A 24,754-nucleotide genomic window follows, 5' to 3' on the forward strand; every position below is an offset into this window, starting at 1 on the left:
TCCCTTACAAACCGAGCTGACGTTTCATTTCAGCCCGCGTCTGATTCAACGACATCAATTCGGCCAATTCCTCCGGCGTATGCCTCGATTGCCGCGACAGCGCGTCCAGCCGCTCGCAGCAGGCGTCGTAGCGCATTTTCAGGATTGCTGCCTTGAGTTCCTCGCTCACGAGCCGCTCCTGCTCGCGGCGCTCCTCCAAAGCGGAGCCGTCTTCGGGATTTTTCATCAGTAAATCCCGAACGTTTTCATCATAGTCCAGAATTTCGCGAAAAATCTCCTCGAACGTCGCAGCATTGGCCCCATTTCTCAGCAGATCCGAAAGCAGCTGGAATTCCGCCGATTCGCCGAGCGCGCGCGCGTGCGTGGCCACCTCTTCGAACAACTCGCCGTGGCGCGTGAAGCCGATGAGCGCCTTCTCCGCCTCCTCGTCCAGTTGCGCCGCAATGCGCGGATGCATGACGAGGCTGCGCAGCGCCTTGCGCTCCAGCCCCGTGACGAGGTGCCGGTCCTTGCGCGCCGGCGCCTGGCGCGCCGCCTGGGCAATGCGCGCGTCCACTTCGCACAGCGCCGCGACTTCCTCGAACGGCACGTCCAGCCGGTCCGCGAACATGTGCATGATCTGCGCGCGCAAGGCGTTCGCGGGCAGCGCCTGCAGCAGCGGTTTCGCGTCGAACAGCGCGCGGGCGCGGCCTTCGGGCTGATCCAGCTCTTTGTCCGCCAGCACTTCGTTCAGCATGAACTGCGAAAGCGGCATGGCGCGCTCGACCTGCTCCGAGAACGCCTCGGTGCCGAATTCGCGCACGTAGCTGTCCGGATCGTGCTCGGCGGGCAGGAACAGAAAGCGGATCGTGCGGTTGTCGGCCGCGTGCGGCAGACACGCGTCCAGCGCGCGCCGCGCGGCGCGGCGGCCCGCGGAGTCGCCGTCGAAGCTGAAGATCACCGTGTCGGTCTGACGCATCAGCTTCTGCACGTGGATCGGCGTGCACGCGGTGCCGAGCGTGGCCACGGCGTTCTGGAAGCCCAGTTGCGCCAGCGCCACCACGTCCATATAGCCTTCCACCACCAGCACGTAGCGCTGCTCGCGAATCGCGAGGCGCGCCTCGAACAGCCCATACAGCTCGCTGCCCTTGTTAAATAGCGGCGTTTCCGGCGAATTCAAATACTTGGGCTCGCCGCCATCCAGGACGCGGCCGCCGAAGCCGATGACCTGGCCCTTTACGTTGCGGATCGGGAACATCACGCGGTCGCGGAAACGGTCGTAGCGGCGCGCGGCGCCCTGCGCATCCTGCTTTTCGCTGACGATGACGAGACCCGACTCCACGAGCGAGTCGTCGCGGTAATTCTCGAACGCGGATTCGAGGTTCTGCCAGCCGTCTGGGGCATAACCGAGCCCGAAGCGCGCGGCGACTTCGCCCGTGAGACCACGCTTCTTGAGGTACTGAATGGCGTTGGGCGCGCCGCGCAACTGCTTGCGGTAGTAGTCGCAGGCGGTTTGCATCACGTCGGAGAGCGCCGTGGTGACGGCCTTCGACGCGCCGGACGCGAAGCCCCCGGCACCGCCGCCGCTGAAGCCGCCGCGCAGGGGCGATGGTTCCTGCGGCACGCTGAGCCCCACCGACTGCGCGAGTTGCTCGACGGCCTCGGGAAACGAGAGCCCGGCGTGTTCCATGAGAAAGCCGATCGCCGTGCCGTGCGCGCCGCAGCCGAAGCAGTGATAGAACTGCTTGGTCGGACTCACCGTGAACGACGGGCTTTTCTCGTTGTGGAACGGGCACAGGCCCATGAAATTCGCGCCGCCCTTCTTGAGCTGCACGTAACGACCCACCACGTCGACAATATCGACGCGGTTGAGCAGGTCCTGCAAAAACGAATGCGGAATCATCGAGGCCTGAACGCCCGTTGAGCAGAAGAGTCTCGCGCGACGCGCACCGAAGCGCCCGGCGCCGCCGCCCGCGAACGGAGCGGCACGCCGCGCACGAGACGCGTGCTCTTACTTCGAGAGCGCGGCTTTGACGAGGCCCGAGACCGCCGTCATGTCGGCGCGGCCCGCGAGCTTCGGCTTGAGCACGCCCATGACCTTGCCCATGTCCTGCGGACCGGCGGCGCCCACCTGCGCGACGGCGGCCTGGACTTCGGCGGCGATCTCGGCATCGGACAGTTGCGCGGGCATGTAGGCGGCCAGCACGGTCAGCTCGGCCGCTTCCTTTTCCACGAGATCGTTCCGGCCGGCGGCTTCGAACTGGCTGATCGAATCCTTGCGCTGCTTGATCATCTTGTCGATGACGGCGGTGACGCCGGCGTCGTCGAGCGTCACGCGCTCGTCCACTTCACGTTGCTTGATGGCGGCGAGCAGCAGACGGATCGTGGCGAGGCGCTCGGTTTCGCGGGCGCGCATCGCGGCCTTCATGTCGTCGTTGATCTGGTCTCGGAGACTCATCACTCACCTGAATTACGTTGGGGTTGCTGGAATGCAAAACCCGCCTGGAAGCGTTTCCAGGCGGGTCGGCGCAGATTCGACTTGGTTGCGACCACACCAGAAGGCAGCCACGGCCGGGAACCATCGAGCTTGTGGCTCGCCGGACCGGCCCGGCTGCACACGCCGCCGCACGCCGCGCCACCAGGCGCGCGCCGCGACGGCGCCGAAAATCAGTACAGCTTCTTCGGCAGCATCTGGCCACGCAGACGCTTGAAATGGCGCTTGACCGCCGCCGCTTTCTTGCGCTTACGCTCCGACGTCGGCTTCTCGTAAAACTCGCGCGCACGAAGTTCGGTCAGGAGACCGTTCTTTTCGATCGTGCGCTTGAAGCGGCGCATGGCGACTTCAAACGGCTCGTTTTCTTTTACGCGGATGGTCGTCATTTTCCAATAACGGATCGGAGGTAAAGAAAACTGAGTGTAGCAAAGGAAATTGCCAGTCGCCAGATTATCGTCAGGCGCTCCGCACGGCCGCCGCGAAGTCCGCCGCGGCCTCGCCCGCGGCCACGCCGGAGGCCCATGCCCACTGGAAATTGTAGCCGCCGAGCCAGCCCGTGACGTCCACCGCCTCGCCCACGAAATAGAGGCCCGGCACGCGCTGGCTCATCATCGTCGCCGAGGAGAGTTCGCGCGTGTCCACACCGCCGCGCGTGACTTCGGCCTTCTTGTAGCCTTCGGTGCCGGTGGGCGTGAGCGTCCATTGCGCGAGGCCGTCGCCCACGCGGCGCAGCGTCTTGTCGGGCAGGTCGGCGAGGCGCGCATCGGCCTTCACCTGGTGCGTTTCGAGCCACGCGTGCGCGAGGCGTGCGGGCACCCATTCGGCGAGCAGATTGCCGATCTGGCGTTTGGTCTCGCCCTTCGCCTCGATCAACGCCGCCGTGGCGTCGCGCTCGGGCAGCAGGTTCACGCGAATCGGCTGGCCGGGCTGCCAGAAGCTCGAAATCTGCAGGACGCCCGGCCCCGACAAGCCGCGATGCGTGAACAGCAGGTCTTCGTCGAAAGCGCCGCCGGTCTTGCGCTCGCCCGTCGCCACGTTGACTTCGAGCGACACGCCCGAGAGCGGCACGTAGGGCGCCCATTCGTCCTGCGCGAAGGTCAGCGGCACGAGCGCCGGGCGTGTGTCGATCAGCTTGTGGCCGAACTGCTTCGCGACGCGATAGGCGAAATCGGTCGCGCCGATCTTCGGAATCGACAGACCGCCGGTCGCGATCACGAGCGCCTGCGCGCGAATCTCGCCTTGCGGCGTGCCGAGCGTGAAGCCCGCGCCATCGGCATGACTCACGGCCTCGACGGGCAGCGGACGGCGCCACGCCACGCGGCCTTCGTCGCATTCGGCGCGCAGCACGTCGATGATCGCCTCGCTCGACTGGTCGCAGAACAGCTGGCCCTTGTGCTTCTCGTGCCACGTCACGCGATGCTGGCGCAGCAGCGCCAGAAAGTCGCGCGGCGTATAGCGCGCGAGCGCCGAGCGGCAGAAATGCGGGTTGTTCGAGAGATAGTTGGCCGGGCTCGCGTGCAGATTCGTGAAATTGCAGCGGCCGCCGCCGGAGATGCGGATTTTTTCCGCGAGGCGCGGCGCGTGATCGATCAGCGCCACGCGGCGCCCCTTCTGGCCGGCCACCGCCGCGCACATCATGCCGGCCGCCCCTGCGCCGATCACGGCGATGTCGAAAGATTCCATGGCGCGCATTTTACCTGCGCGGCAGCGGCCACGGCCCGCGCGCCGCTCTGGCGGCTCCGGGGAAACTTCGGGACGACTTCGAGGCGCCCTCCGGGCGAACGCTGGACGGACTCGAGACGCGCTCAGCCGGCCGACGCGCGCACTGCTATACTTTCAGGCTTACTTTTCTCCGTTTTAGCGACGTTTTCGCGGCCCGTTCGCGACCGTTGCGCGCCACACCATGCTCGTTCTCGGCATCGAAAGCTCCTGCGACGAAACCGGCCTCGCGCTCTACGACAGCGAGCGTGGCCTGCTCGCGCACGCGCTGCACTCGCAGATCGCCATGCACCGCGAGTACGGCGGTGTCGTGCCGGAACTCGCTTCGCGCGATCATATTCGCCGCGCGTTGCCGCTGCTGGAAGAAGTGCTCGCGAAGAGCGGCGCGGCGCGCGCCGACATCGACGCCATCGCGTTCACGCAAGGCCCCGGCCTCGCGGGCGCGCTGCTGGTGGGCGCGAGCATCGCCAACGCGCTCGCCATGGCGTGGAACCGGCCCACCGTCGGCATTCACCATCTCGAAGGGCATCTGCTTTCGCCGCTGCTGGTGGACGCGCCGCCGCCGTTCCCGTTCGTCGCGCTGCTGGTCTCGGGCGGCCACACGCAATTGATGCGCGTGACCGACGTGGGCGTGTACGAAACGCTCGGCGAAACCCTCGACGACGCCGCCGGCGAAGCCTTCGACAAAACCGCCAAGCTGCTCGGGCTCGGCTATCCGGGCGGCCCGGAAGTTTCGCGCCTCGCCGAATTCGGCACGCCGGGCGCGGTCGTGCTGCCGCGTCCCATGCTGCACTCGGGCGACCTCGACTTCAGCTTCAGCGGGCTCAAGACGGCCGTGCTCACGCAGGTGAAGAAGCTCGGCGCGAATATCTGCGAGCAAGGCAAGGCGGACATCGCGCGCGGTTTTGTCGACGCCGCCGTGGAAGTGCTGGCCGCGAAGTCGCTGGCCGCGCTCAAGAAAACGAAAATGAAGCGCCTCGTGGTCGCGGGCGGCGTGGGCGCGAACAAGCAGTTGCGCGAGACGCTCTCGGCGGCGGCAAAAAAGCGCGGCTTCGAGGTGCATTACCCCGATCTCGCGCTATGCACGGACAACGGCGCGATGATCGCGCTCGCGGGCGCGCTGCGCCTGCAACGCTGGCCGGAACAGGCCACGCGCGACTATGCGTTCACGGTGAAGCCACGCTGGGATTTGACGGCGTTGGCGCAGCAGTAACGGCGTTAGAACTTCTGCCGATCAAGCTGCGAAACAAAAAAGCCGCCTTGTCAGGCGGCTTTTTCACATCCAGCGTTCAAGCGACGATCAAGCGAAAATCAGGCGGCCCGCTTGTCGTGCTCGATCACGGCGTAGGCGCTGTGATTGTGGATCGACTCGAAATTCTCGGCTTCGAGCGCATAGGCGAGCACGCGCGAATCGGCGTTCAGGCGCACGGCCACGTCGCGCACGAGGTCTTCCACGAACTTCGGGTTCTCGTACGCGCGCTCGGTCACGTACTTCTCGTCGGGGCGCTTGAGCAAACCCCAGAGTTCGCACGACGCCTCTTCTTCCGCAATGCGGATGAGGTCTTCCACGGGCAGATCGCCTTCGAATTCCGCGTCGATGGTCACGTGCGAGCGCTGATTGTGCGCGCCGTACTGCGAGATCTTCTTCGAGCACGGGCACAGGCTCGTGACCGGCACGAGCACCTTGAGGAACAGACGCGTCTGGCCGTCGCGCGCGTCGCCCGTGAGCGTCACTTCGTAGTCGAGCAGACTCTCCACGCCCGACACCGGCGCGACCTTCTTCACGAAGTACGGGAACGACACTTCGATACGGCCCGCCTGCGATTCGAGCTTCGTCAGCATGATGTCGAGCATCGCGCGGAACGTGGCGGGTTCGAGCGGCGCCTTGTTCTCTTCGAGCAGCGCGACGAAGCGGGACATGTGCGTGCCCTTCTGGTCGGCCGGCAGATGAACGTCGAGGTTCCACGTGCCGACGCTCGGCTGCACCTCGCCCGCGCCCGTCTTCACGGTAAGCGGATGACGCACGCCCTTCACGCCCACGCGCTGGATGGGGATCTGACGCGTGTCGACCGAGCTTTGCACGTCCGGCATCACGAAGGCCGGATTCATCTGATTCATGTTCTTATCCTCAAGCCGCGCCGGATACGGCGCGCAAATGGCAACGCCGGCAAGAGCCGGCGCTGTCTGGCGGTTGCCGGGTGGAAAACCCGTCCGCCGGTTCAAATGTCGGGTGAGCCGCCCGCGCTGCGCGGGCTCCGGACTCAGGCGACGCGCATCACCGATTGACCCGCGGCGTTCGCGTTGCTGTCGAGAAAGCGCTCGCGAATCGACTTCGCGATGCCTGCCGCGTCGAGGCCACAGGCTGCCAGCAGCTTCGCCGGATCGCCGTGATCGATGAAGCGGTCGGGAAGGCCCAATTGTAGTACGGGCTTGATAACCCCACTTTCAAGCAGGGATTCCACGACCGCCGATCCTGCGCCGCCCATGATGCAGCCTTCCTCGACGGTCACGAGGTAGTCGTGCGTCTCGGCGAGCTGCTTCACGAGTGCCGCGTCGATCGGCTTCACGAAGCGCATGTTGGCGACCGTGGCGTCGAACGTTTCGGCCGCGGCCAGCGACGGCGCGACCATCGTGCCGAACGCGAGGATCGCCACGCGCTTGCCCGCGGGCGCCTGGCTTTCGCGGCGCACTTCGCCCTTGCCCACCGGCAGCGCGGTCATCTGCTTGACCGTGGCCACGCCCGTGCCCGCGCCGCGCGGGTAGCGCACGGCCGTCGGGCAATCCTGCTGGAGCGCCGTGTAGAGCATCTGGCGGCATTCGTTTTCGTCCGATGCCGCCATCACCATCATGTTCGGGATGCAGCGCATGAATGCGAGGTCGTACGCGCCCGCATGCGTCGCGCCGTCCGCGCCCACGAGACCCGCGCGGTCGATCGCGAACACGACCGGCAGGTTTTGCAGCGCCACGTCGTGAATCAGCTGGTCGTACGCGCGTTGCAGGAAGGTCGAGTAGATCGCGACCACCGGCTTCATGCCTTCGGCGGCGATACCGCCCGCGAACGTCACCGCGTGCTGCTCGGCGATACCCACGTCGAAGTAACGGTCCGGGAAGCGCTTTTCGAACTCGACGAGGCCCGAGCCTTCGCGCATGGCGGGCGTGATGCCGACCACGCGGTTATCCAGTTCCGCCGCGTCGCACAGCCATTCGCCGAACACCTGCGTGTAGGTCTTCTTCGAGGGCGCCGTGGACGGCTTGATGCCTTCGGCCGGGTTGAACTTGCCGGGACCGTGGTAGAGCACCGGGTCGGCTTCGGCAAGCTTGTAGCCCTGGCCTTTCTTCGTCACCACGTGCAGGAATTGCGGGCCGCGCAGTTCCTTGATGTTCTGCAGCGTGGGGATCAGCGAGTCGAGGTCGTGACCGTCGATCGGGCCGATGTAGTTGAAGCCGAACTCTTCGAACAGCGTGGCCGGCACGATCATGCCCTTCGCGTGCTCTTCGAGCTTGCGCGCGAGATCGAGCACCGGCGGCGCATGACGCAGCACGCGCTCGACGCCCGCACGCGCGGCAGCGTAGAAACGGCCCGACATCAGGCGCGCGAGATGGCGATTGAGCGCGCCCACCGGCGGCGAAATCGACATGTCGTTGTCGTTGAGGATCACGAGCAGCGGCACGTCGTCTTCCACGCCACCGTTGTTCAGCGCCTCGAAGGCCATGCCCGCGGTCATCGCGCCGTCGCCGATCACGGCGATACCCTTGGCGTCTTCACCCTTGAGCTTGCTCGCGACGGCCATGCCGAGCGCCGCCGAGATCGACGTGCTCGAATGCGCCGTGCCGAACGTGTCGTATTCCGACTCGTCGCGCTTCGGGAAACCCGAAAGGCCGTCGAGCTGGCGCAGCGTGGGCATGCGGTCGCGGCGGCCGGTCAGGATCTTGTGCGGATAGGTCTGATGACCCACGTCCCAGACGATGCGATCGCGCGGCGTGTCGAACACGTAGTGCAACGCGATCGTCAGTTCGACCGTACCGAGGTTGGACGACAAATGGCCGCCCGTTTGCGAGACGCTTTCGAGAACGAAGGCACGCAGTTCGTCGGCAAGCGGTTGCAACTGTCGGCGATCGAGACGGCGCAGATCCGCCGGGTCGTCAATGGTTTTCAGCAAGTCGTACATCGTCGTTCCATTGTAGGAAAACTGGCGCTCCCGCACGTGTTCTGCTCATGCGGCTGGCCGCTGCATGCGCGTGGGCGGGATGGCGCGATCAGCTGACCCGGTTCACCACCAGGTCTGCGAGTTCGGCGAGGCGCTGGGCGCGCGCACCGAACGGTTCGAGCGCGGCGTGCGCGTCGGCGCGCAACTGCTGCGCGAGGACGCGCGAGGCATCGAGGCCGATGATCGACACGTAGGTCGGCTTGCCGTCCTTCGCGTCCTTGCCGGCGGTCTTGCCGAGCGTGGCGGAGTCGGCGGTCACGTCGAGAATGTCGTCCACCACCTGGAACGCCAGGCCCACGGCCGCCGCGTAGGCGTCGAGCGCCGCGAGCGTTTGCGCCGAAGGCGCTTCGCCCGCGAGCGCGCCCATGCGTACCGAAGCGCGCAGCAACGCGCCCGTTTTCAGGCGATGCATGGTTTCGAGTTCGGGACGCGTGAGCGCATGGCCGACGCTCGCCAGGTCGATGGCCTGACCGCCCGCCATGCCGATCGAGCCGCTCGCCAACGCGAGTTCGCGCACGAGCGGCGCCTGACGCGTGGCCGCGATGCTGTCCGAAGTGAGCGTGACGAACGCCTGCGATTGCAGCGCGTCACCGACGAGCAGCGCGGTCGGTTCGTCATATTTGACGTGTACGGTCGGCTTGCCGCGGCGCATGTCGTCGTCGTCCATGCAGGGCATGTCGTCGTGCACGAGCGAGTACACGTGGATCATCTCGAGCGCGCAGGCCGCCGCGTCGAGCGCCTCGGGCGTCGCTTGCGTGAGTTCGCCCGCCGCGTGGCACAGCAACGGACGCACGCGCTTGCCGCCGCCCAGCACGGCATAGCGCATGGCGTCGTGCAGCGGCGCGGGCTGCACGTCGGCAGCCGGCAAATAGTGATCGAGCGCGCTTTCGACCCGGTCGAGCACCAGCCGGGTCCATTGGTCAAATGTCATAGATCGTCGTCTCCGCCCGCAGCGGAGTCTGTCGTATTGAGGGGCACGGGACGCAGCGTTTCGCCGTCGAGCACGCGCACCTGTTGTTCAACTTTTTCGAGCTGCTGCTGGCAGAACCGCACCAGCGTGGCGCCACGGCGGTATGCAGCCAGAGAATCTTCGAGACTCAGGCTGCCGCCTTCCATGCGCGCGACGAGGCCGTCGAGTTCCGCGAGCGCTGCCTCGTAGCTCTCGGGGAGCGCTTCGGCTTCGGCCGGCTCGGCCGTTGCGGCACCGTCGTTTCTTGCGGATTTCGCCATGAGTCGTCGCCAGAATGAAACAAGGCGGACATTCTACGGCAAAAGCCCGTCTTTCGACCCGCTCGCCGGCGCGAGCGTGTTTTCAAATGTAATCTTCGGCCGAAAACGATCGCTGCCCGTTTTCGCGATTTGCCTTCGAATTTTCATGAATCGGACATCTTCCCGACACAATTCGAGCGAAAATCAGTGACTTAGCTGCCCCCGAGTCGGGTAAACCGGGTATAATCTCCGGCTCCCTAAATCGAATTTTCGATGGTTGGGTTGTTCACTGCTTTCACGTCTTCATCGGGAGTGGGAATGTCCAATCTGAGCAATGCATTGCAGCTGAATTCCATTCATAGTCAGCTGCCAGTCACCGCTTATTTTGACGAAGCGCTTCTCAAGCGCGAAATCGACACGCTTTTCCAGCAAGGTCCTCGTTACATCGGGCACGAACTGATGGTGCCCGAGGCGGGGAATTATTTTGCGCTGCCTGGCGAGAAAGAGGGGCGCGTGCTCGTTCGCAACAAAAGCAACGAGATCGAGCTGCTTTCGAACGTCTGCCGCCACCGTCAGGCCATCATGCTAAACGGTCGCGGCTCGGCAGACAACATCGTTTGTCCGCTGCACCGCTGGACCTACGACCTCAAGGGCGAACTGCTCGGCGCGCCGCACTTTGCGGACAAGCCCTGCCTGAACCTCAACAACACGCCGCTGCAGAAGTGGAACGGCCTGCTGTTCGAAACGGCGGGGCGCGACGTCGCGCGCGATCTCGCACGCCTCGGACCGGCCAAACATCTCGACTTCACGGACTACATGTTCGATCACGTCGAGGTCCACGAGTGCAACTACAACTGGAAGACCTTCATCGAGGTCTATCTGGAGGACTACCACGTCGTGCCGTTCCATCCCGGCCTCGGCCAGTTCGTCTCGTGCGACGACCTGCAGTGGGAGTTCGGCGACTGGTACAGCGTGCAGACGGTCGGTATCCACAGCCAGCTCGGCAAGCCCGGCAGCCCGACGTACCGCAAGTGGCACGACGAGGTCCTGCGCTTCCGTAACGGCGTGCCGCCGGAGTTCGGCGCGATCTGGATGGTGTACTACCCGAATCTGATGATCGAGTGGTATCCGCACGTGCTCGTGGTGTCGTGGCTCATCCCCAACGGCACGCAGAAAACGACCAATATCGTCGAGTTCTACTACCCCGAGGAAATCACGCTGTTCGAGCGCGAATTCGTCGAGGCCGAGCGCGCCGCCTATATGGAAACGGCCGTGGAAGACGACGAGATCGCCGAGCGCATGGACGCCGGCCGCCGCGCGCTTTACGAACGCGGCGTTTCCGAGGTCGGCCCATATCAGAGCCCGATGGAAGACGGCATGCAGCACTTCCACGAGTTCCTGCGCCGCGAGCTCGGGCCGCTCTGAGCGCGCACGGGCAAGTTCGGACGCGCGCCGAATGAGCGCCAGACGCATCAAGGAAAGACGGGCTTCGGCCCGTCTTTTTGTTTAGACTGACGGCACCGGGCCGCCGCTCGCACACGGGCATCAAGAAAAGCGGCCGCGCACGATCCAAGGAGCCGTCATGCCCCACACCCACTACACCACGCTCATCTCGGCCGCCAATCTGCACGAACGCCTGACCGCCGCGCCGGGCAGCGTGCTCGTGTTCGACTGCCGCTTCGATCTGCTCGATCCCGCCGCGGGCGAAAACGCCTATGCCGCGGGCCATCTGCCGGGCGCGCAGTATCTGCATCTGGACCGCGACCTCTCGGGACCCAAAACGGGCAAGAACGGCCGCCATCCGCTGCCGGACCGCGCCGCGCTGGTCGCCACGCTCTCGCTGCGCGGGCTCAACGAAGGTCAGCAGATCGTGGCCTACGACGCGCACGGCGGCTCTTACGCGGCGCGGCTCTGGTGGCTGCTGCGCTGGCTCGGTCACGACTCGGTGGCGGTGCTCGACGGCGGTCTGCAGGCGTGGGAAACCGCGGGCTTCCCGCTCGTGCACGACGTGCCCACGCCCGCGCGCGGCACCTTCAAGGCCGGCGCACCGCTCCAGGTGACGATCGACGCGCAGGCGGTCATGCGCAATCTCACGGCGCGCGAGTTGACCGTGGTGGATGCGCGCGCCGCCGACCGCTATCGCGGCGAAAACGAAACCATCGACCCGGTGGGCGGCCACATTCCGGGCGCGCGCAACCGCTTCTTCAAGGACAACCTTACGCCGGACGGCCGCTTCAAGTCGGCGCACGCGCTACGCGAAGACTTCACCGCGCTGCTGCCCGGCACCACGCCCGAGCATGTGGTCCTGCAATGCGGCTCGGGCGTGACCGCGTGCCACAACGCGCTGGCCATGGAAATTGCCGGTATGCACGGCGCGGCGCTCTACCCCGGCTCGTGGAGCGAATGGAGCGCCGACCCGTCGCGCCCGGTCGCCACGGGCCCGAATCCGTAAGCGCGGGCGAGTTTCGTCGATAGAAAAAGCGCGGCGTCACGCCACGCCGTGCCCCTTGAACCAGGCGATCGCGCGTTTCCAGCCGTCCTCGGCGTCGGCCTTGCGATAGCTCGGGCGGTAATCGGCAAAAAACGCGTGTGCCGCGTCGTCGTACACCACGAACTGGGAGCCGCGACCGCCCCGCGGCCCCTGCGCGATGGCCGCTTTCATCTGCTCCAGCGTGTCCTGCGGAATGCTGTTGTCCTGGCGCCCATACAGGCCGAGCACGGGCACCTGCAGATTGCCGGCGAGATCGAGCGGATTCTGCGGCGTATTCGGCGTGTGATCGCCGGCCACGCGGCCATACCACGCCACCGCCGCCTTCACGTGCGGATTGTGCTCGGCGTACAGCCACGTGATGCGCCCGCCCCAGCAGAAGCCGTTGATACCCAGACGCTTCGTGTCGCCGCCGTGCTGGCCGGCCCAGGCCACGGCCGCGTCGATGTCGCCGAGCACCTGCGCGTCGGGCACCTTGCTCACCAGTTGCTCGTTGAGCTGCTGGATGGTCGGATACACCGAGGCGTCGCCCTGGCGCACGTAGAGATCCGGCGCGATTGCCAGATACCCGAGCTTCGCGAAGCGGCGGCACACATCGGCAATATGCTCGTGCACGCCGAAAATCTCGTGAATCACGATGATGACCGGCAAATGCGTCTTGCCACGCGGCTGCGCCCGGTACGCGGGAATCAGCGTGCCGTTCGACTGAAAGCCGATCTCGCCGGCGTCGAGCCCTTCGCTGTCGGTGTGGATGGTTTGCGCCGAAACCGGCAGCACGGCGGCGGCGAAACCGCTGCCGAGCGCCGCCTTGATGAACGTGCGCCGGTCGAACGGCACGTGCGGAACGAGACTATCGACTTCGGGTTTCAGCATGCGACGCTCCTTAAGGAAAGGACGGTCCAGCCAACGGAAAAAACGCTCAGTGAAGTTTCACGCGCGGCAGCGTGGTGCGGCGCAGCCAGTGCGCGAAGGTGTCGAGCACCATGCGCGCGTAGCCGTGCAGCGCCGCGATATGCAGCCGGTACAGCGACATGTACATGAAGCGGGCGAACAGACCTTCGATCAGCATGTTGCCGCCGATCAAGCCGCCCATCAGATTGCCGACCGCGCTGAAGTGACCGAGCGACACCAGCGAACCGAAGTCGCGATAGGTGAACTCGGGCAGCGGCCGCCCGGCGAGCAGATCGCCGAACGCCTTGAACAGAAACGTGGCCTGCTGATGCGCCGATTGCGCACGCGGCGGCACGCCGCGCTCGTGGCCCGGCCATTCGCAGGCCGCGCAGTCGCCGAGCGCGAAGATGTTGTCGTCGTTTTCGGTTTGCAGCGTGCGGCGCACGACCAGCTGGCCGAGGCGGTTGACCGTGAGGCCGTCGAGTTTCGAAAGCACCCCGGGCGCCGTGATGCCGGCCGCCCACACCGTGAGGTCGGCGCGCACCGCTTTGCCGCTCGCCGTGCGCACGACGCCCGGCGCGACTTCCGTCACGCGCTCGCCCGTGAGAATGCGCACGCCGAGCTTGGTCATCAATTCCGCCGTGGCCGACGAAACGCGCTCGGGCAACGCGGGCAGAATGCGCGGCCCGGATTCGATCACGACGATACCCACGTCGTGGCGCGGATCGAGGTTGTGCAACCCATATGCCGAAAGCACCTGCGCGGTGTTGCGCAGTTCCGCCGACAATTCCACGCCCGTCGCGCCCGCCCCGACAATGGCGACCTGGACGCGCGGCTCGGCTTCCGTCGCGGCATTGGGCGCGATGTTGGGCGCGTCGGCCGCGGCGTCCGGCGCGACGCGTTCGGGCGCGCGATGCTCGGCGCGCACGCACGCCGCGATCAGGCGCTTGCGAAAACGCTCGGCCTGCTCGACCGTATCGAGCGCGATGGAATTCTCCGCCGCGCCCGGCACGCCGAAAAACGCCGTGGTGCTGCCAATGGCGATCACCAGCGTGTCGTATTCGAGCACGCGTTCGGGCAGCATCTCCGCGCCGTCTTCGTCGTACACGCGGCCCAGCGTGATGCGTTTGGCCGCGCGGTCGAGGCCCGCGAGTTCGCCCTGCTGAAACTCGAAGCCGTGCCAGCGCGCCTGCGCCGCGTACTCCAGCTGATGCGTGAACGGGTCCATGCTGCCCGCCGCGACTTCGTGCAGGAGCGGCTTCCAGATATGCGTCGGATAGCGGTCGACGAGCGTGACCGAAGCGTGCGGCCGACCGCGCTTCGCACGCGTTTCGCCGTAGCGATCGCCGAGGCGCGTGGCCAGTTCCAGGCCGCCTGCGCCGCCTCCCACAACGATAAACCGATGCATAGCTTCTCCGTGCATGTCGAAAGACGATGGACGACCGCTGCGCACGAAGCGCGCCGCGGCCCTTTTGTTCATCGCCGGTCAGGGCATGGGCGTTCAGCCCGCCAGGTGCGCTCGATGCGCGCGGTGCGCTTAGTGCGCCTCCTCCCAGTTCGCGCCCACGCCCACCTCGGCGACGAGCGGCACCTTGAGCTGCGCCACCGAGCACATCAGCTCGGGCAGACGCTTGCGCACTTCGGCCAGCTCGCTCTCGGGGACTTCGAGCACGAGTTCATCGTGTACCTGCATGATCATCTTTGTCTCGATGCCGCGCTCGTCGAGCCACTTCTGCACCGCGATCATCGAAAGCTTGATGAGATCGGCGGCCGTACCCTGCATCGGCGCATTGATGGCGGCGCGCTCGGCCGCCTGCCGACGCGGACCGTTGCCGCCGTTGATCTCCGGCAGCCACAGGCGGCGGCCGAACACGGTTTCGACATAGCCGCGCGACTTCGCGTCCATGCGCGTTTCGTCCATGTAGCGCGCCACGCCCGGATAACGCGCGAAATAGCGGTCGATGTACAGCTTCGCCGCGTCGCGCGTGATGCCGAGATTCGCGGCGAGCCCGAACGCGCTCATGCCATAAATCAGGCCGAAATTGATGACCTTGGCAATGCGCCGCTGATCGTTGCTGACTTCGAGCGGCGTCACGCCGAACACTTCGGCGGCGGTCGCGCGGTGAATGTCGTCGCCGCGCGCAAAGGCGCCGAGCAAGGCTTCGTCGCCGGAAATATGCGCCATGATGCGCAACTCGATTTGCGAGTAGTCGGCGGAAACGATCTTGCAACCGGGCCGCGCGACGAACGCTTCGCGAATGCGCCGCCCTTCGCCCGTGCGCACCGGAATGTTCTGCAGATTCGGATCGTTCGACGCGAGCCGCCCCGTGACCGCCACCGCCTGCGCGTAGTTCGTGTGCACGCGGCCCGTTTGCGCGTTGACCATGCGCGGCAGCTTGTCCGTGTAGGTGGACTTCAGCTTGGACAGCCCGCGATGTTCGAGCAGCAGCTTCGGCAGCGGATAGTCCTCGGCGAGCTTCTGCAGCACTTCTTCGTCGGTGGAGGGCGCGCCGCTCGGCGTTTTCTTCACCACCGGCAGCTTCAGCTTCTCGAAGAAGATCTGGCCGATCTGCTTGGGCGAGCCGAGATTGAATTCGCCTTCCGCGAGCGCATACGCCTGCTGTTCCAGTTCGATCAGGCGCACCGCGATCTGCGCGCTCTGCTTTTCGAGCCGCTCCGCGTCGATCAGCACGCCGTTGCGTTCCATCGTGCGCAGCACGCGCGAGGTGGGCAGCTCGATGCTGCGATACACGTACTCGAGGCCCTTTTCCGGGGCGATTTGCGGATACAGCGCGCGATGCAGTTGCAGCGTGACGTCGGCGTCTTCGGCCGCGTATTCGGCGGCTTTATCGAGCGCCACTTCGTCGAAACCGATCTGCTGCGCGCCCTTGCCCGCAACCTCTTCGTACTTGATGGTCTTGATGCCGAGATGGCGCAGCGCGAGGCTGTCCATGTCGTGCGTGCGATGCGATTCGAGCACGTACGATTCGAGCAGCGTGTCGTGCTCCACGCCGTTCAACGCGATGCCGTAATTCGCGAGCACCTGCTCGTCGTACTTGAGATGCTGGCCGACCTTCTTGTACTGCTCGCTTTCGAGCCACGGCTTGAGGCGCGCGAGCACTTCGTCGAACGGCAGTTGATCGGGCGCGTCCGGACCGCGATGCGCGAGCGGCAGATACGCGGCCACGCCCGGCTCGGTGGAAAACGACATGCCCACGAGCTTCGCGACCATGGGGTCGAGCGCCGTGGTTTCCGTGTCGAACGCGGTGAGCTCCGCGGCCTCGATACGCTTTAACCACGCGTCGAACAGGTCCCACGTTTGGATCGTTTCATAGTGACGCGGCGCCTCGACGAACAACGCGGGCTGCACGTTCGCGTCTTTCTCGGGCACGTCGCCGCTGGTGGCGGCCGGCACCGTGGCGCTCTGCTGCGAGGCTTCGTTCACTTCGCGCAGCCAGGTCTTGAAGCCGTGGCGCGCGAAGATGTCGCGCAACTCCTCGCGCGCTTCCGGGCGCGTGGCCAGCGACGCTTCGATCGACTCCAGATGCGGTTCGAGCGTGCACGCCGTTTCCACCGTCACGAGCTTGCGCGCCATCGGCAAAAATTCGAGCGCGTCGCGCAGATAGCCGCCCACGGCGCCCTTGATTTCCTCGGCATGTTCGATCACGCCGTCGAGCGAGTCGTATTGCGTGAGCCACTTCACCGCCGTTTTCGGGCCGCACTTGTTCACGCCCGGCACGTTGTCCACCGTGTCGCCGATCAGCGAAAGATAGTCGACGATGCGTTCCGGCGGCACGCCGAACTTCGCGATCACGCCTTCGCGATCGAGCGTTTCGTTCGTCATCGTGTTGATGAGCGTGACGCGATCGGTGACGAGTTGCGCGAGGTCTTTGTCGCCCGTGGAAACGATCACCTTCATGCCGAGCTTTTCGGCCTGGCTCGCGAGCGTGCCGATCACGTCGTCGGCCTCGACGCCTTCGATCATGAGCAGCGGCCAGCCGAGCGCGCGCACGGCCACGTGAATGGGCTCGATTTGTGCTGCGAGCGGCTCGGGCATGGAAGGACGATTGGCCTTGTACTCGGGATACCAGTCGTCGCGGAACGTCTTGCCCTTTGCATCGAACACGCACGCGCTATACTCTGCCGTAACTTCCTTGCGCATACGACGCAACATGTTGATCATGCCGTAGAGCGCGCCCGTGGGTTCACCGTCGGGACCGCGCAAATCCGGCATGGCATGGTAGGCCCGATAGAGATAGCTAGAACCGTCGACCAGCAACAGGGTCTTTCCTTCGAGCTCAGTTTGTAGCTTCGTTTCCACGCGTAGTTCGTCAGGCATTATGGACAAGAGAAAAGTGATTCCGAGTCTGCGTTCACTCGCAGATCAAGAGCGCGCAACGGCCAAGAAGGCGCGCGCATCGTGGCAGATGTTCACGATTATGGCAGAGTTTATCGAGGCGACCGAGTACCTGTCCGAGATCCGGCCAGCGGTCAGCATCTATGGCTCGGCACGTCTGAAACCGGACTCGAAGTACTACCAGCTGGCCACCACGATCGCGCGAAAAGTGTCCGACGCGGGCTTCGCCGTGATCTCCGGCGGCGGCCCCGGCATCATGGAAGCCGCGAACCAGGGCGCGCACGCGGGCAAGTCGCCATCGGTCGGTCTTAACATCGAATTGCCGCATGAGCAGTCCGGCAATCAATGGCAAGACATTTCCCTGCGTTTCCGACATTTCTTCACGCGCAAAGTCACGTTCGTGAAGAACTCGGACGCGGTGATCGTCATGCCGGGCGGCTTCGGCACGCTCGACGAACTGGCCGAAGTGCTCACGCTCATTCAAACGAAGAAGTCGCGTCACGTGCCCATCATTCTCGTGGGCGGCGAGTTCTGGACCGGCCTGCTCGACTGGTTCCGCACGGCGCTCGTGCCGATGGGCCTCATCAATCCCGAAGACATGGATCTGATGCAGGTGATCGACGACCCCGACCAGGTGCTCGAAGCGGTGTTGAAGTTCTACGAAGACGCGGGCGAGGAAGGCGAGAAGGAAGAGCCGGCACGCCAGGATCGCGACTCCGACGACGACCGCATGTTCTATCTGTAACGTCTTACGCAATCACGCGCAGGCTGGCTCATGCGCGCGATTGCGTGCCGGGGCCGCCCTGCCCCGCCTGTGCCGCCTGCTCCTCCAGCCAGCGGCAAAACTGCACCACGAGAGGCGCCTGCGCGACTTCCCGGCGCGCTACCCACCAATAGCCGCGCGCATGCAGCTGCGGTCCGGCCAGCGGCGCCACGAGCCGCCCCGAAGCGAGTTCGTCGTCGAGCAATGGCAACGGCCCGAGCGCCACACCCAGACCATCCACCGCCGCCTGCAACGCCAGATAGAAGTGGTCGAACGACTGCTTCTTGCGGCATTTCGCCTTCACGTCCGCCGCCGCCAGCCAGTTGCGCCATGCGTCAGGGCGCGTGTCCGAATGCAAGAGAACGTGACGCGCGAGATCGCTCGCGTGCTGGATCGGCGCACGCTTGAGCAGCGCGGGGCTGCACACGGGCAATTCCATTTCGTCAAGGAAGTGGCCGGCTTCGCAATCGGGCCAATGCGCGGGACCGCGCCGCACCGCGACGTCGAAGCCATCGAGCGTTTCGACGGGCGCATTCGACGTGGACAAACGCAGTTCGACATTGGGCGCGAGCCGCTGAAACTGCGAAAGACGCGGCAGCAGCCACTTCATCGCGAAGGTGGGCAACGCACTCACGCGTAGCACGTGCACGACGCCCGTGTCGCGCAACTGCTCGGTGGCGCGCGCAATGTCGTCGAACGACGCCTGCACGGCCGCGAGATAACGCCGCCCCGCTTCGCTGAGCGCCACGCGTTTGCCATGCCGATGAAACACCTGCACGCCGACCCAGGCTTCGAGCGCGGCCACCTGACGGCTGATTGCACCGTGAGTCACATGGAGTTCCGCGGCGGCCGCGGTGAAGCTGTTGTGCCGCGCGGCGGCCTCGAACGCGCGTAGCGCCGGAAAAGGAGGAAGAGAGCGTGCCATCCTTGTGAGTGTAGATCACAAGAGGCCGCCTGAAAAATCGTTTTGCGGCGGGGACGATCGGCGCTACGCTCGCAGCTTGCCTCAACGGTTATTCATCCCCATGACACAACACAGCGCTTCGCCCGCTTCCGCCGGCTCCGGCACCGAAGCCGGCTTGCACACGCCCACCGTGCGCGAAATCTTTCTCGGCTTTCTCGGGCTCGGCTTCACGTCGTTTGGCGGCGCGCTGCCGCTCGCGCGCCGCGCGATCGTCGAACAGCGCCGCTGGCTCGCCGCCAGCGAATTCACCGACCTGCTCGGCCTCTGCCAGTTCCTGCCGGGCGGCAACGTCATCAACCTGTCCGTGGCGATCGGCATGCGCTTTCACGGCTGGCGCGGCGCGCTCGCGGGCATTCTCGGGCTGATCGCGGGACCGTCGCTCGTGGTGATCGGCCTGGGCGTGCTGTACGAGCGCACGCAGAACGATCCGCACGTGCGGCATCTGTTCGTGGGGCTCGCGGCGGCGGCGGCCGGTCTGCTGATCTCGATGGCCGTGAAGATCATCCTGCCGTTGCGGCGCGAACCGGCCGCCGCCGTGGTGGCCGCGATCGGCTTCGTGGCGATCGCGGTGCTGCGCGTGCCGCTGCTGCCGACCATGCTCGTGCTCACGCCCATAGGCATCGCGATCGCGGCGCGCGCCGCGCGCAAGCATGCGGGAGGCGCGCAATGACGGCCACGCTCGTTGCGCTGGCCACGATTTTCAGCCAGCTTTCACTGCTCGCGTTCGGCGGCGGCAACACGATCCTGCCGGAGATGCAGCGTCAGGTGGTCGAGGTGCATCACTGGATGCCCGCGAGCGAGTTCAGCGCGCTGTTCGCGCTCGCGCAGGCCGCGCCCGGCCCGAACATGATGATCGTCACGCTCGTGGGTTGGCACGTGGCCGGCTGGGCGGGCATGCTCGTGACGTCGATCGCCAAGTTCGGGCCGTCCTCGCTCGTGACGATTGCCGCGTTGCACGCGTGGGATCGCTTCAAGGACCGGCCGTGGCGGCGCGTTGCGCAAAAAGGGCTCGTGCCGGTAACAGCCGGACTCGTGCCCGCGAGCGCGGTGCTGATCGCGCGCGCCTCCGACCCTTCCTGGATCGCGTGGGCAATTACCGGTGTTTGCGCGGCACTCGCGTTTCGTACGAAGATTCACCCGCTGTGGCTGCTGGGAGCGGGGAGCTTGATCGGGTTGACGGGGTTTGGGCAGTGAGTCGTTGCCGACCCCGGTATTTCTGGCGACAAAAAAAGCCGGCTTCCGCCGGCTTTTTCCTCCCCCTAAAACCTCACTGAAATGCCACCTCGGCAAAGCTGCGCAGCTTGCGACTATGCAGCTTGTGCAAGCCATTCGTGCGCAAAATCTCCATCGCTTTCACGCCGATCTGCAAATGCTGGTCGACCTGCGCGCGATAGAACGAATCGGCCATGCCGGGCAGCTTCAGCTCGCCATGCAACGGCTTGTCCGAAACGCATAGCAAAGTGCCGTACGGCACGCGAAAACGGAACCCGTTCGCGGCGATCGTCGCGCTTTCCATGTCGAGCGCGACCGCGCGGCTTTGCGACAGCCGCTGCACCGGCTCGCGATGATCGCGCAGTTCCCAGTTGCGGTTATCCACGCTCGCCACCGTGCCCGTGCGCATCACGCGCTTGAGTTCCGCGCCGTCCAGTTTCGTGACCTCGGCCACCGCGCGCTCGAGCGCGAGCTGCACTTCGGCGAGTGCCGGAATGGGCACCCACAACGGCAAGTCGGCGTCGAGCACGTGATCCTCGCGCACATAGCCGTGCGCGAGCACGTAGTCGCCGAGACGCTGCGTGTTGCGCAGGCCCGCGCAATGGCCGAGCATGATCCACGCATGCGGACGCAGCACCGCGATGTGATCGGTGATCGTCTTCGCGTTCGACGGTCCCACGCCGATGTTGACCATCGTGATGCCGCTGCCGTCCGCGCGCTTGAGGTGATAGGCCGGCATTTGCGGCAGCCGCGCGGGCACCGTGCCTTCGTCGCTTTGCTCGCCGAGATTCGCGTTGTACGTGACCACGTCGCCGGGTTCGACGAACGAGGTGTATTCGCTGCGGTAATTGCGCAAGTCGGCGTCGTCGGTATGCGCCATCATCGCGCGGCCGAGCTTCACGAATTCGTCGATATAAAACTGGTAGTTCGTGTACAGCACGTAGTTCTGCACGTGCGTGGGCGAGGTTGCCGTGTAGTGCTTGAGCCGATGCAGCGAGAAGTCCACGCGCGCCGCGGTGAAGAGCGCGAGCGGATACGGCTCGCCCGGCGCGGGCTCGAACGTGCCGTTGACGATGCGGTCGTCGAGTTGCGCGAGATCGGGCACGTCGAACACGTCGCGCATCAGAAAGAGCCGCTCGCGGTCGAGATCGCCTTCGAGGTGAATGCCTTCCGCAAACGCGAAATGCACGGGAATCGGTTGATCCGACACGCCCACTTCGATCGCCACATGATGGTTCTTCGCGAGCAGACGCAGTTGCTCGCGATAGTAATTGCCGAACAGATCCGGCCGCGTGACCGTGGTTTCGAACACACCGGGACCCGCCACGAAACCGTACGAGCGGCGCGAGTCGATATGCGTATTGACATCGGTGCGAATGCGCACGAACGGATAGCAGGCGCGCACGCGACGGTCGAACGACTCGCCACGGCGGTAACGCGCGAACGCGTCGCGCAGGAACGAGGTGTTCGCGTCGTAAATGGCGGCGAGGCGCGCCACGGCGTCGGCGGCGTCTTCGTAAGCTTCCACCGGGAAATCGTGTGCCGGGGTCAGGAGGGGCCGCGGGTGGGTATCGTTCATCTTGTTCGCCTCTCTGTGTGGTGAATCCACCTTACCATGCCGATACGCCATTCTGACGACTGCCTCGTCGCACATGGGGCTTTGCGCACGCGCCTTTCCGGCGCCTCGCGCGCGCCTTGCAAAAAGCCGCCGATCGCCCTTGCGGCGCGGGCCTGAGCGCCTTGTCGAGATGGGGAGAAGCGGCGGGATTTGCTAGAATTGGCGAATCCCGGTTTTGCGTGGGACCGAAGTTGGCGCCAGCGGCGCCATGGGACCAGAACCGGCGCTCGAGCGCCAACGCTGGTCGACACTGGAGAATCACAATGAAGTCGCACCTTCTTGCCGCCGTCGCGGCGACGCTCGCGTTCAGCGGAGTCGCCATGGCCGCGCCCGCCGACGACGCGAAAACCGCCGTCGAGGCGCAGTCGGCTCAGTCCGCTCCGGCGGCCCAGTCCGAAAACGAGCGGGCCGGCCTGCCCGACCTGGCTGCCATCAACAATCAGCCGTCCGCGCGGGTCACCTCGAAGGTCAACATCAACGACGTGCCGCGTCTGCCGAGCTACCACGAGGTCAGCCCGAACGGCACCGAAATCACCGAATACCGCGACAAGGGCAAGCCCGTCGAGATCAACGTGCACTCGAACTTCGGCACGCGCTACACGATGAGCGCCAACCCCGACACGTCGCCGCAAGTGCGCCAGAACGGCCAGGCCAGCACGCGCCTGCCGTCGGTCAACCTGCACTACTGATCCCGCCGTCCGCGCGGCGCCCGAAACGGGCGCGCGCGGTCTCGCCTTGCGCGCCGCCCCGCGATCCGGGCCGCCGCCATCGCACCGGCACGCTTCGCGCTCCGCTTGCCGAACGCGCCACACACGAGGCAAGGTAAGACGGCACAACGCAACGCCAGGCAACATCAGGCAACAACAAGGCGAGCGCGAAGCCAACCCGCAGTCCCCCGAATCCGGCCGCGCCCGCGTATCCCGAGCCGCACCTCGCAGCGCCCGCCAACCGTCTATTCCAATCGATCCACCTTCTGCATGGCCGTCTTCACCGCTGTCACCGACACTGAACTTGCCCACTGGCTGCGCGATTACGATCTCGGCGATGTCGTCGAGCTTCGCGGCATCCAGTCCGGCATTGAAAACAGCAACTTTTTCCTGACGACGACGCGCGGCGAATACGTGCTCACGATCTTCGAAAAGCTCACGGCCGAACAACTGCCGTTCTATCTGGATCTGATGCGCCATCTCGCCTCGCATCGCGTACCGGTGCCCGACCCCATGCCGCGCAACGACGGCGCGCTGTTCGGCCTGCTGCATGGCAAGCCCGCTGCCATCGTCTCGAAGCTCGAAGGCAAGCCCGAACTCGCGCCGCAGGTCGAACATTGCACCGAAGTCGGCCAGATGCTGGCGCGCATGCACCTCGCGGGCCGCGATTTCACGCGCGACCAACCCAACCTGCGCAGCCTCGCGTGGTGGGAAGAAACGGTGCCGACCGTGCTGCCGTTCCTCGACGACGCCCAACGCACGCTGCTCGCAAGCGAACTCGACCATCAACGCGCGTTCTTCGCCTCGGACGATTACGCCGCGCTGCCGGGCGGCCCGTGCCACTGCGACCTGTTCCGCGACAACGCGATGTTCGCGCACGCGAATCCGGCGCCGGGCCACGAAGTGCGCCTGGGCGGTTTTTTTGACTTTTATTTTGCCGGCTGCGACAAGTGGCTGTTCGACGTGGCGGTCACGGTCAACGACTGGTGCGTGGACCTCGCCACGGGCGCGCTCGACGCGCCGCGCGCCGAGGCGCTGCTGCGCGCCTATCAGACCGTGCGGCCGTTCACGCCCGAGGAAACGCGCCACTGGGCCGACATGCTGCGCGCGGGCGCCTACCGCTTCTGGGTCTCGCGCCTGTATGATTTTTACCTGCCGCGTTCGGCCGAACTGCTGAAGCCGCACGATCCCGGCCATTTCGAACGCATTCTGCGCGAGCGCGTCGCCGGTAGCGCCGCAGACACTCTCCACGCCACGCCCCATCGCCCATGCAATTGATCGAAGTCCCCGCGAAAACGGGTTACGTCTGGTTTCGCCAGGGTATCTGGCTGTTCCGCCGCAATCCGCTCGCGTTTCTCACGCTGTTCTTCGCCTATCTGCTCGCGATGACGCTCATTTCGAGCATTCCCGTGATCGGCGGCGTGCTGCCCTTGCTGTTCGTGCCGGGCGTGGCGGTCGGTTTCATGGCGGCATGCCGCGACACCATCGCGGGCAAGCCGGTGTTCCCGACCATCCTTGTCGACGGCTTCCGCTCGTACGGAGGCACCGTGACGAAGCATTTGTTTACGCTGGGTGGGATTTACATTGTGGCGATGACGCTGGTGCTCGCGTCCTCCGCCCTGGTGGACGGCGGTTCGCTGCTGCGTCTGATGACGATAGGCGGCACGCTCGACGTGGAAGCGCTGGAAAACAGCAATATTCCGCTCGCGGTGCTCGCTTCGCTGCTGTGCTACGTACCCGTTTCGATGCTGTTCTGGTTCGCGCCGGTGCTCACGGCGTGGCACGAAGTGCCGCCGGCGAAGGCGCTGTTCTTCAGCATCGTGAGTTGCTGGCGCAATAAGGGCGCGTTCACGGTGTACGGCGCGCTGTGGTTCGCGGTGTCCACGGGCGTGTCGATCGGCCTTTCGGCGGTGCTACATGCGGTGGGCGCGGGCGACTTCGGCATCGCCATTCTGATGCCGGCGCTCATCGTCGTGACGACGATGCTCTACTGCTCGTTCTACGCCACGTACCGCGGCTGCTACGGCGTGCAGGAGAAGCAGGCCGATGAGATGCCGGGTTCGGGCCGCTAATTCGGGCCACTGATTCAGGCCACGGAGCCGGCTCGGCCGCTGCGTCGATCATTCGAGCCGATCAACCTTCAGG

The 24,754-nt window shown here is 65.5% G+C and carries 22 protein-coding genes; 9 read left to right on the forward strand and 13 right to left on the reverse strand.

Annotation, left to right across the window (positions count from 1 at the left end):
• Positions 1–4 precede the first annotated feature (4 nt).
• The 4 genes from dnaG to FAZ98_RS17795 form a co-directional block, all read right to left on the reverse strand.
• A complete protein-coding gene (gene dnaG, locus FAZ98_RS17780; RefSeq protein WP_158952613.1) occupies positions 5–1,882 on the reverse strand; it encodes a DNA primase in 1,878 nt (625 codons plus the stop codon).
• Positions 1,883–1,990: 108 nt separating this feature from the next.
• Positions 1,991–2,437, reverse strand: a complete 447-nt coding sequence (locus tag FAZ98_RS17785) for a GatB/YqeY domain-containing protein (protein WP_158952614.1) — start codon at positions 2,435–2,437, stop codon at positions 1,991–1,993.
• A 209-nt stretch (positions 2,438–2,646) separates the two neighbouring features.
• The gene (gene rpsU, locus FAZ98_RS17790) at positions 2,647–2,859 is read right to left on the reverse strand and encodes a 30S ribosomal protein S21 (RefSeq protein WP_158952615.1); all 213 of its coding nucleotides are present in this window, start codon (positions 2,857–2,859) and stop codon (positions 2,647–2,649) included.
• Between the two features lie 70 nt (positions 2,860–2,929).
• Positions 2,930–4,156, reverse strand: coding sequence for a BaiN/RdsA family NAD(P)/FAD-dependent oxidoreductase (locus FAZ98_RS17795; protein WP_158952616.1), 1,227 nt, complete (start codon positions 4,154–4,156; stop codon positions 2,930–2,932).
• Positions 4,157–4,376: 220 nt separating this feature from the next.
• On the opposite strand from FAZ98_RS17795, the gene tsaD reads away from it, so the two are divergent.
• Positions 4,377–5,405, forward strand: a complete 1,029-nt coding sequence (gene tsaD, locus FAZ98_RS17800; protein WP_158952617.1) for a tRNA (adenosine(37)-N6)-threonylcarbamoyltransferase complex transferase subunit TsaD — start codon at positions 4,377–4,379, stop codon at positions 5,403–5,405.
• A 98-nt stretch (positions 5,406–5,503) separates the two neighbouring features.
• Here the strand turns inward: tsaD and folE2 are convergent, their stop codons facing one another.
• The 4 genes from folE2 to FAZ98_RS17820 form a co-directional block, all read right to left on the reverse strand.
• Complete coding sequence (gene folE2 / locus FAZ98_RS17805; RefSeq protein WP_158952618.1) at positions 5,504–6,310, reverse strand: GTP cyclohydrolase FolE2; 807 nt, start codon at positions 6,308–6,310, stop codon at positions 5,504–5,506.
• 143 nt (positions 6,311–6,453) lie between these two features.
• Positions 6,454–8,361, reverse strand: a complete 1,908-nt coding sequence (gene dxs, locus FAZ98_RS17810; protein WP_158952619.1) for a 1-deoxy-D-xylulose-5-phosphate synthase — start codon at positions 8,359–8,361, stop codon at positions 6,454–6,456.
• An 88-nt stretch (positions 8,362–8,449) separates the two neighbouring features.
• Positions 8,450–9,331: a polyprenyl synthetase family protein gene (locus tag FAZ98_RS17815; RefSeq protein ID WP_158952620.1), complete on the reverse strand. Its 882-nt coding sequence runs from the start codon at positions 9,329–9,331 to the stop codon at positions 8,450–8,452.
• Entirely contained in the window at positions 9,328–9,630 is a 303-nt protein-coding gene (locus FAZ98_RS17820) for an exodeoxyribonuclease VII small subunit (protein WP_158952621.1), read from the reverse strand. The genes FAZ98_RS17815 and FAZ98_RS17820 overlap by 4 nt, the downstream gene beginning before the upstream one ends.
• Before the next feature lie 297 nt (positions 9,631–9,927).
• Here FAZ98_RS17820 and FAZ98_RS17825 point away from each other — a divergent pair, with 297 nt between their 5' ends.
• Both FAZ98_RS17825 and FAZ98_RS17830 read left to right on the forward strand, forming a co-directional pair.
• Positions 9,928–11,034 carry an aromatic ring-hydroxylating oxygenase subunit alpha gene (locus tag FAZ98_RS17825; RefSeq protein WP_158952622.1) on the forward strand — a complete coding sequence of 369 codons (1,107 nt, stop codon included), beginning with the start codon at positions 9,928–9,930 and terminating at the stop codon, positions 11,032–11,034.
• Between the two features lie 157 nt (positions 11,035–11,191).
• The gene (locus FAZ98_RS17830; protein WP_158952623.1) at positions 11,192–12,061 is read left to right on the forward strand and encodes a sulfurtransferase; all 870 of its coding nucleotides are present in this window, start codon (positions 11,192–11,194) and stop codon (positions 12,059–12,061) included.
• A gap of 36 nt (positions 12,062–12,097) precedes the next feature.
• Here the strand turns inward: FAZ98_RS17830 and FAZ98_RS17835 are convergent, their stop codons facing one another.
• From FAZ98_RS17835 to polA, 3 genes are all read right to left on the reverse strand, one after another.
• Complete coding sequence (locus FAZ98_RS17835; protein WP_158952624.1) at positions 12,098–12,970, reverse strand: dienelactone hydrolase family protein; 873 nt, start codon at positions 12,968–12,970, stop codon at positions 12,098–12,100.
• A 46-nt stretch (positions 12,971–13,016) separates the two neighbouring features.
• Positions 13,017–14,396 carry an NAD(P)/FAD-dependent oxidoreductase gene (locus FAZ98_RS17840; RefSeq protein ID WP_158952625.1) on the reverse strand — a complete coding sequence of 460 codons (1,380 nt, stop codon included), beginning with the start codon at positions 14,394–14,396 and terminating at the stop codon, positions 13,017–13,019.
• Between the two features lie 129 nt (positions 14,397–14,525).
• Positions 14,526–17,327: a DNA polymerase I gene (polA, locus tag FAZ98_RS17845; protein ID WP_158954015.1), complete on the reverse strand. Its 2,802-nt coding sequence runs from the start codon at positions 17,325–17,327 to the stop codon at positions 14,526–14,528.
• A gap of 1 nt (position 17,328) precedes the next feature.
• Between polA and FAZ98_RS17850 the strand changes: the two genes are divergently transcribed.
• Positions 17,329–18,090: an LOG family protein gene (locus FAZ98_RS17850; protein ID WP_158952626.1), complete on the forward strand. Its 762-nt coding sequence runs from the start codon at positions 17,329–17,331 to the stop codon at positions 18,088–18,090.
• A gap of 28 nt (positions 18,091–18,118) precedes the next feature.
• On the opposite strand, the gene FAZ98_RS17855 is transcribed toward FAZ98_RS17850, so the two are convergent.
• Positions 18,119–19,033 (reverse strand): transcriptional regulator GcvA, encoded by a 915-nt coding sequence (locus tag FAZ98_RS17855; RefSeq protein ID WP_158952627.1) that lies wholly within the window; start codon positions 19,031–19,033, stop codon positions 18,119–18,121.
• Positions 19,034–19,133: 100 nt separating this feature from the next.
• Between FAZ98_RS17855 and FAZ98_RS17860 the strand changes: the two genes are divergently transcribed.
• Together FAZ98_RS17860 and FAZ98_RS17865 are read left to right on the forward strand one after the other, a co-directional pair.
• Positions 19,134–19,742 (forward strand): chromate transporter, encoded by a 609-nt coding sequence (locus tag FAZ98_RS17860; RefSeq protein ID WP_158952628.1) that lies wholly within the window; start codon positions 19,134–19,136, stop codon positions 19,740–19,742.
• Positions 19,739–20,266 carry a chromate transporter gene (locus tag FAZ98_RS17865; protein ID WP_158952629.1) on the forward strand — a complete coding sequence of 176 codons (528 nt, stop codon included), beginning with the start codon at positions 19,739–19,741 and terminating at the stop codon, positions 20,264–20,266. The genes FAZ98_RS17860 and FAZ98_RS17865 overlap by 4 nt, the downstream gene beginning before the upstream one ends.
• A 73-nt stretch (positions 20,267–20,339) precedes the next feature.
• On the opposite strand, the gene FAZ98_RS17870 is transcribed toward FAZ98_RS17865, so the two are convergent.
• The gene (locus tag FAZ98_RS17870) at positions 20,340–21,863 is read right to left on the reverse strand and encodes an AMP nucleosidase (protein ID WP_158952630.1); all 1,524 of its coding nucleotides are present in this window, start codon (positions 21,861–21,863) and stop codon (positions 20,340–20,342) included.
• Positions 21,864–22,165: 302 nt separating this feature from the next.
• On the opposite strand from FAZ98_RS17870, the gene FAZ98_RS17875 reads away from it, so the two are divergent.
• From FAZ98_RS17875 to FAZ98_RS17885, 3 genes are all read left to right on the forward strand, one after another.
• Positions 22,166–22,591 carry a hypothetical protein gene (locus FAZ98_RS17875; RefSeq protein ID WP_158952631.1) on the forward strand — a complete coding sequence of 142 codons (426 nt, stop codon included), beginning with the start codon at positions 22,166–22,168 and terminating at the stop codon, positions 22,589–22,591.
• A gap of 288 nt (positions 22,592–22,879) precedes the next feature.
• Positions 22,880–23,887 (forward strand): homoserine kinase, encoded by a 1,008-nt coding sequence (locus tag FAZ98_RS17880; RefSeq protein ID WP_158952632.1) that lies wholly within the window; start codon positions 22,880–22,882, stop codon positions 23,885–23,887.
• Positions 23,878–24,681, forward strand: coding sequence for a BPSS1780 family membrane protein (locus FAZ98_RS17885; RefSeq protein WP_158952633.1), 804 nt, complete (start codon positions 23,878–23,880; stop codon positions 24,679–24,681). Before FAZ98_RS17880 ends, FAZ98_RS17885 begins: the two co-directional genes overlap by 10 nt.
• The last annotated feature ends 73 nt before the right edge of the window (positions 24,682–24,754 follow it).

This window comes from Paraburkholderia acidisoli, assembly GCF_009789675.1.
Classification (GTDB): Bacteria; Pseudomonadota; Gammaproteobacteria; order Burkholderiales; family Burkholderiaceae; genus Paraburkholderia; species Paraburkholderia acidisoli.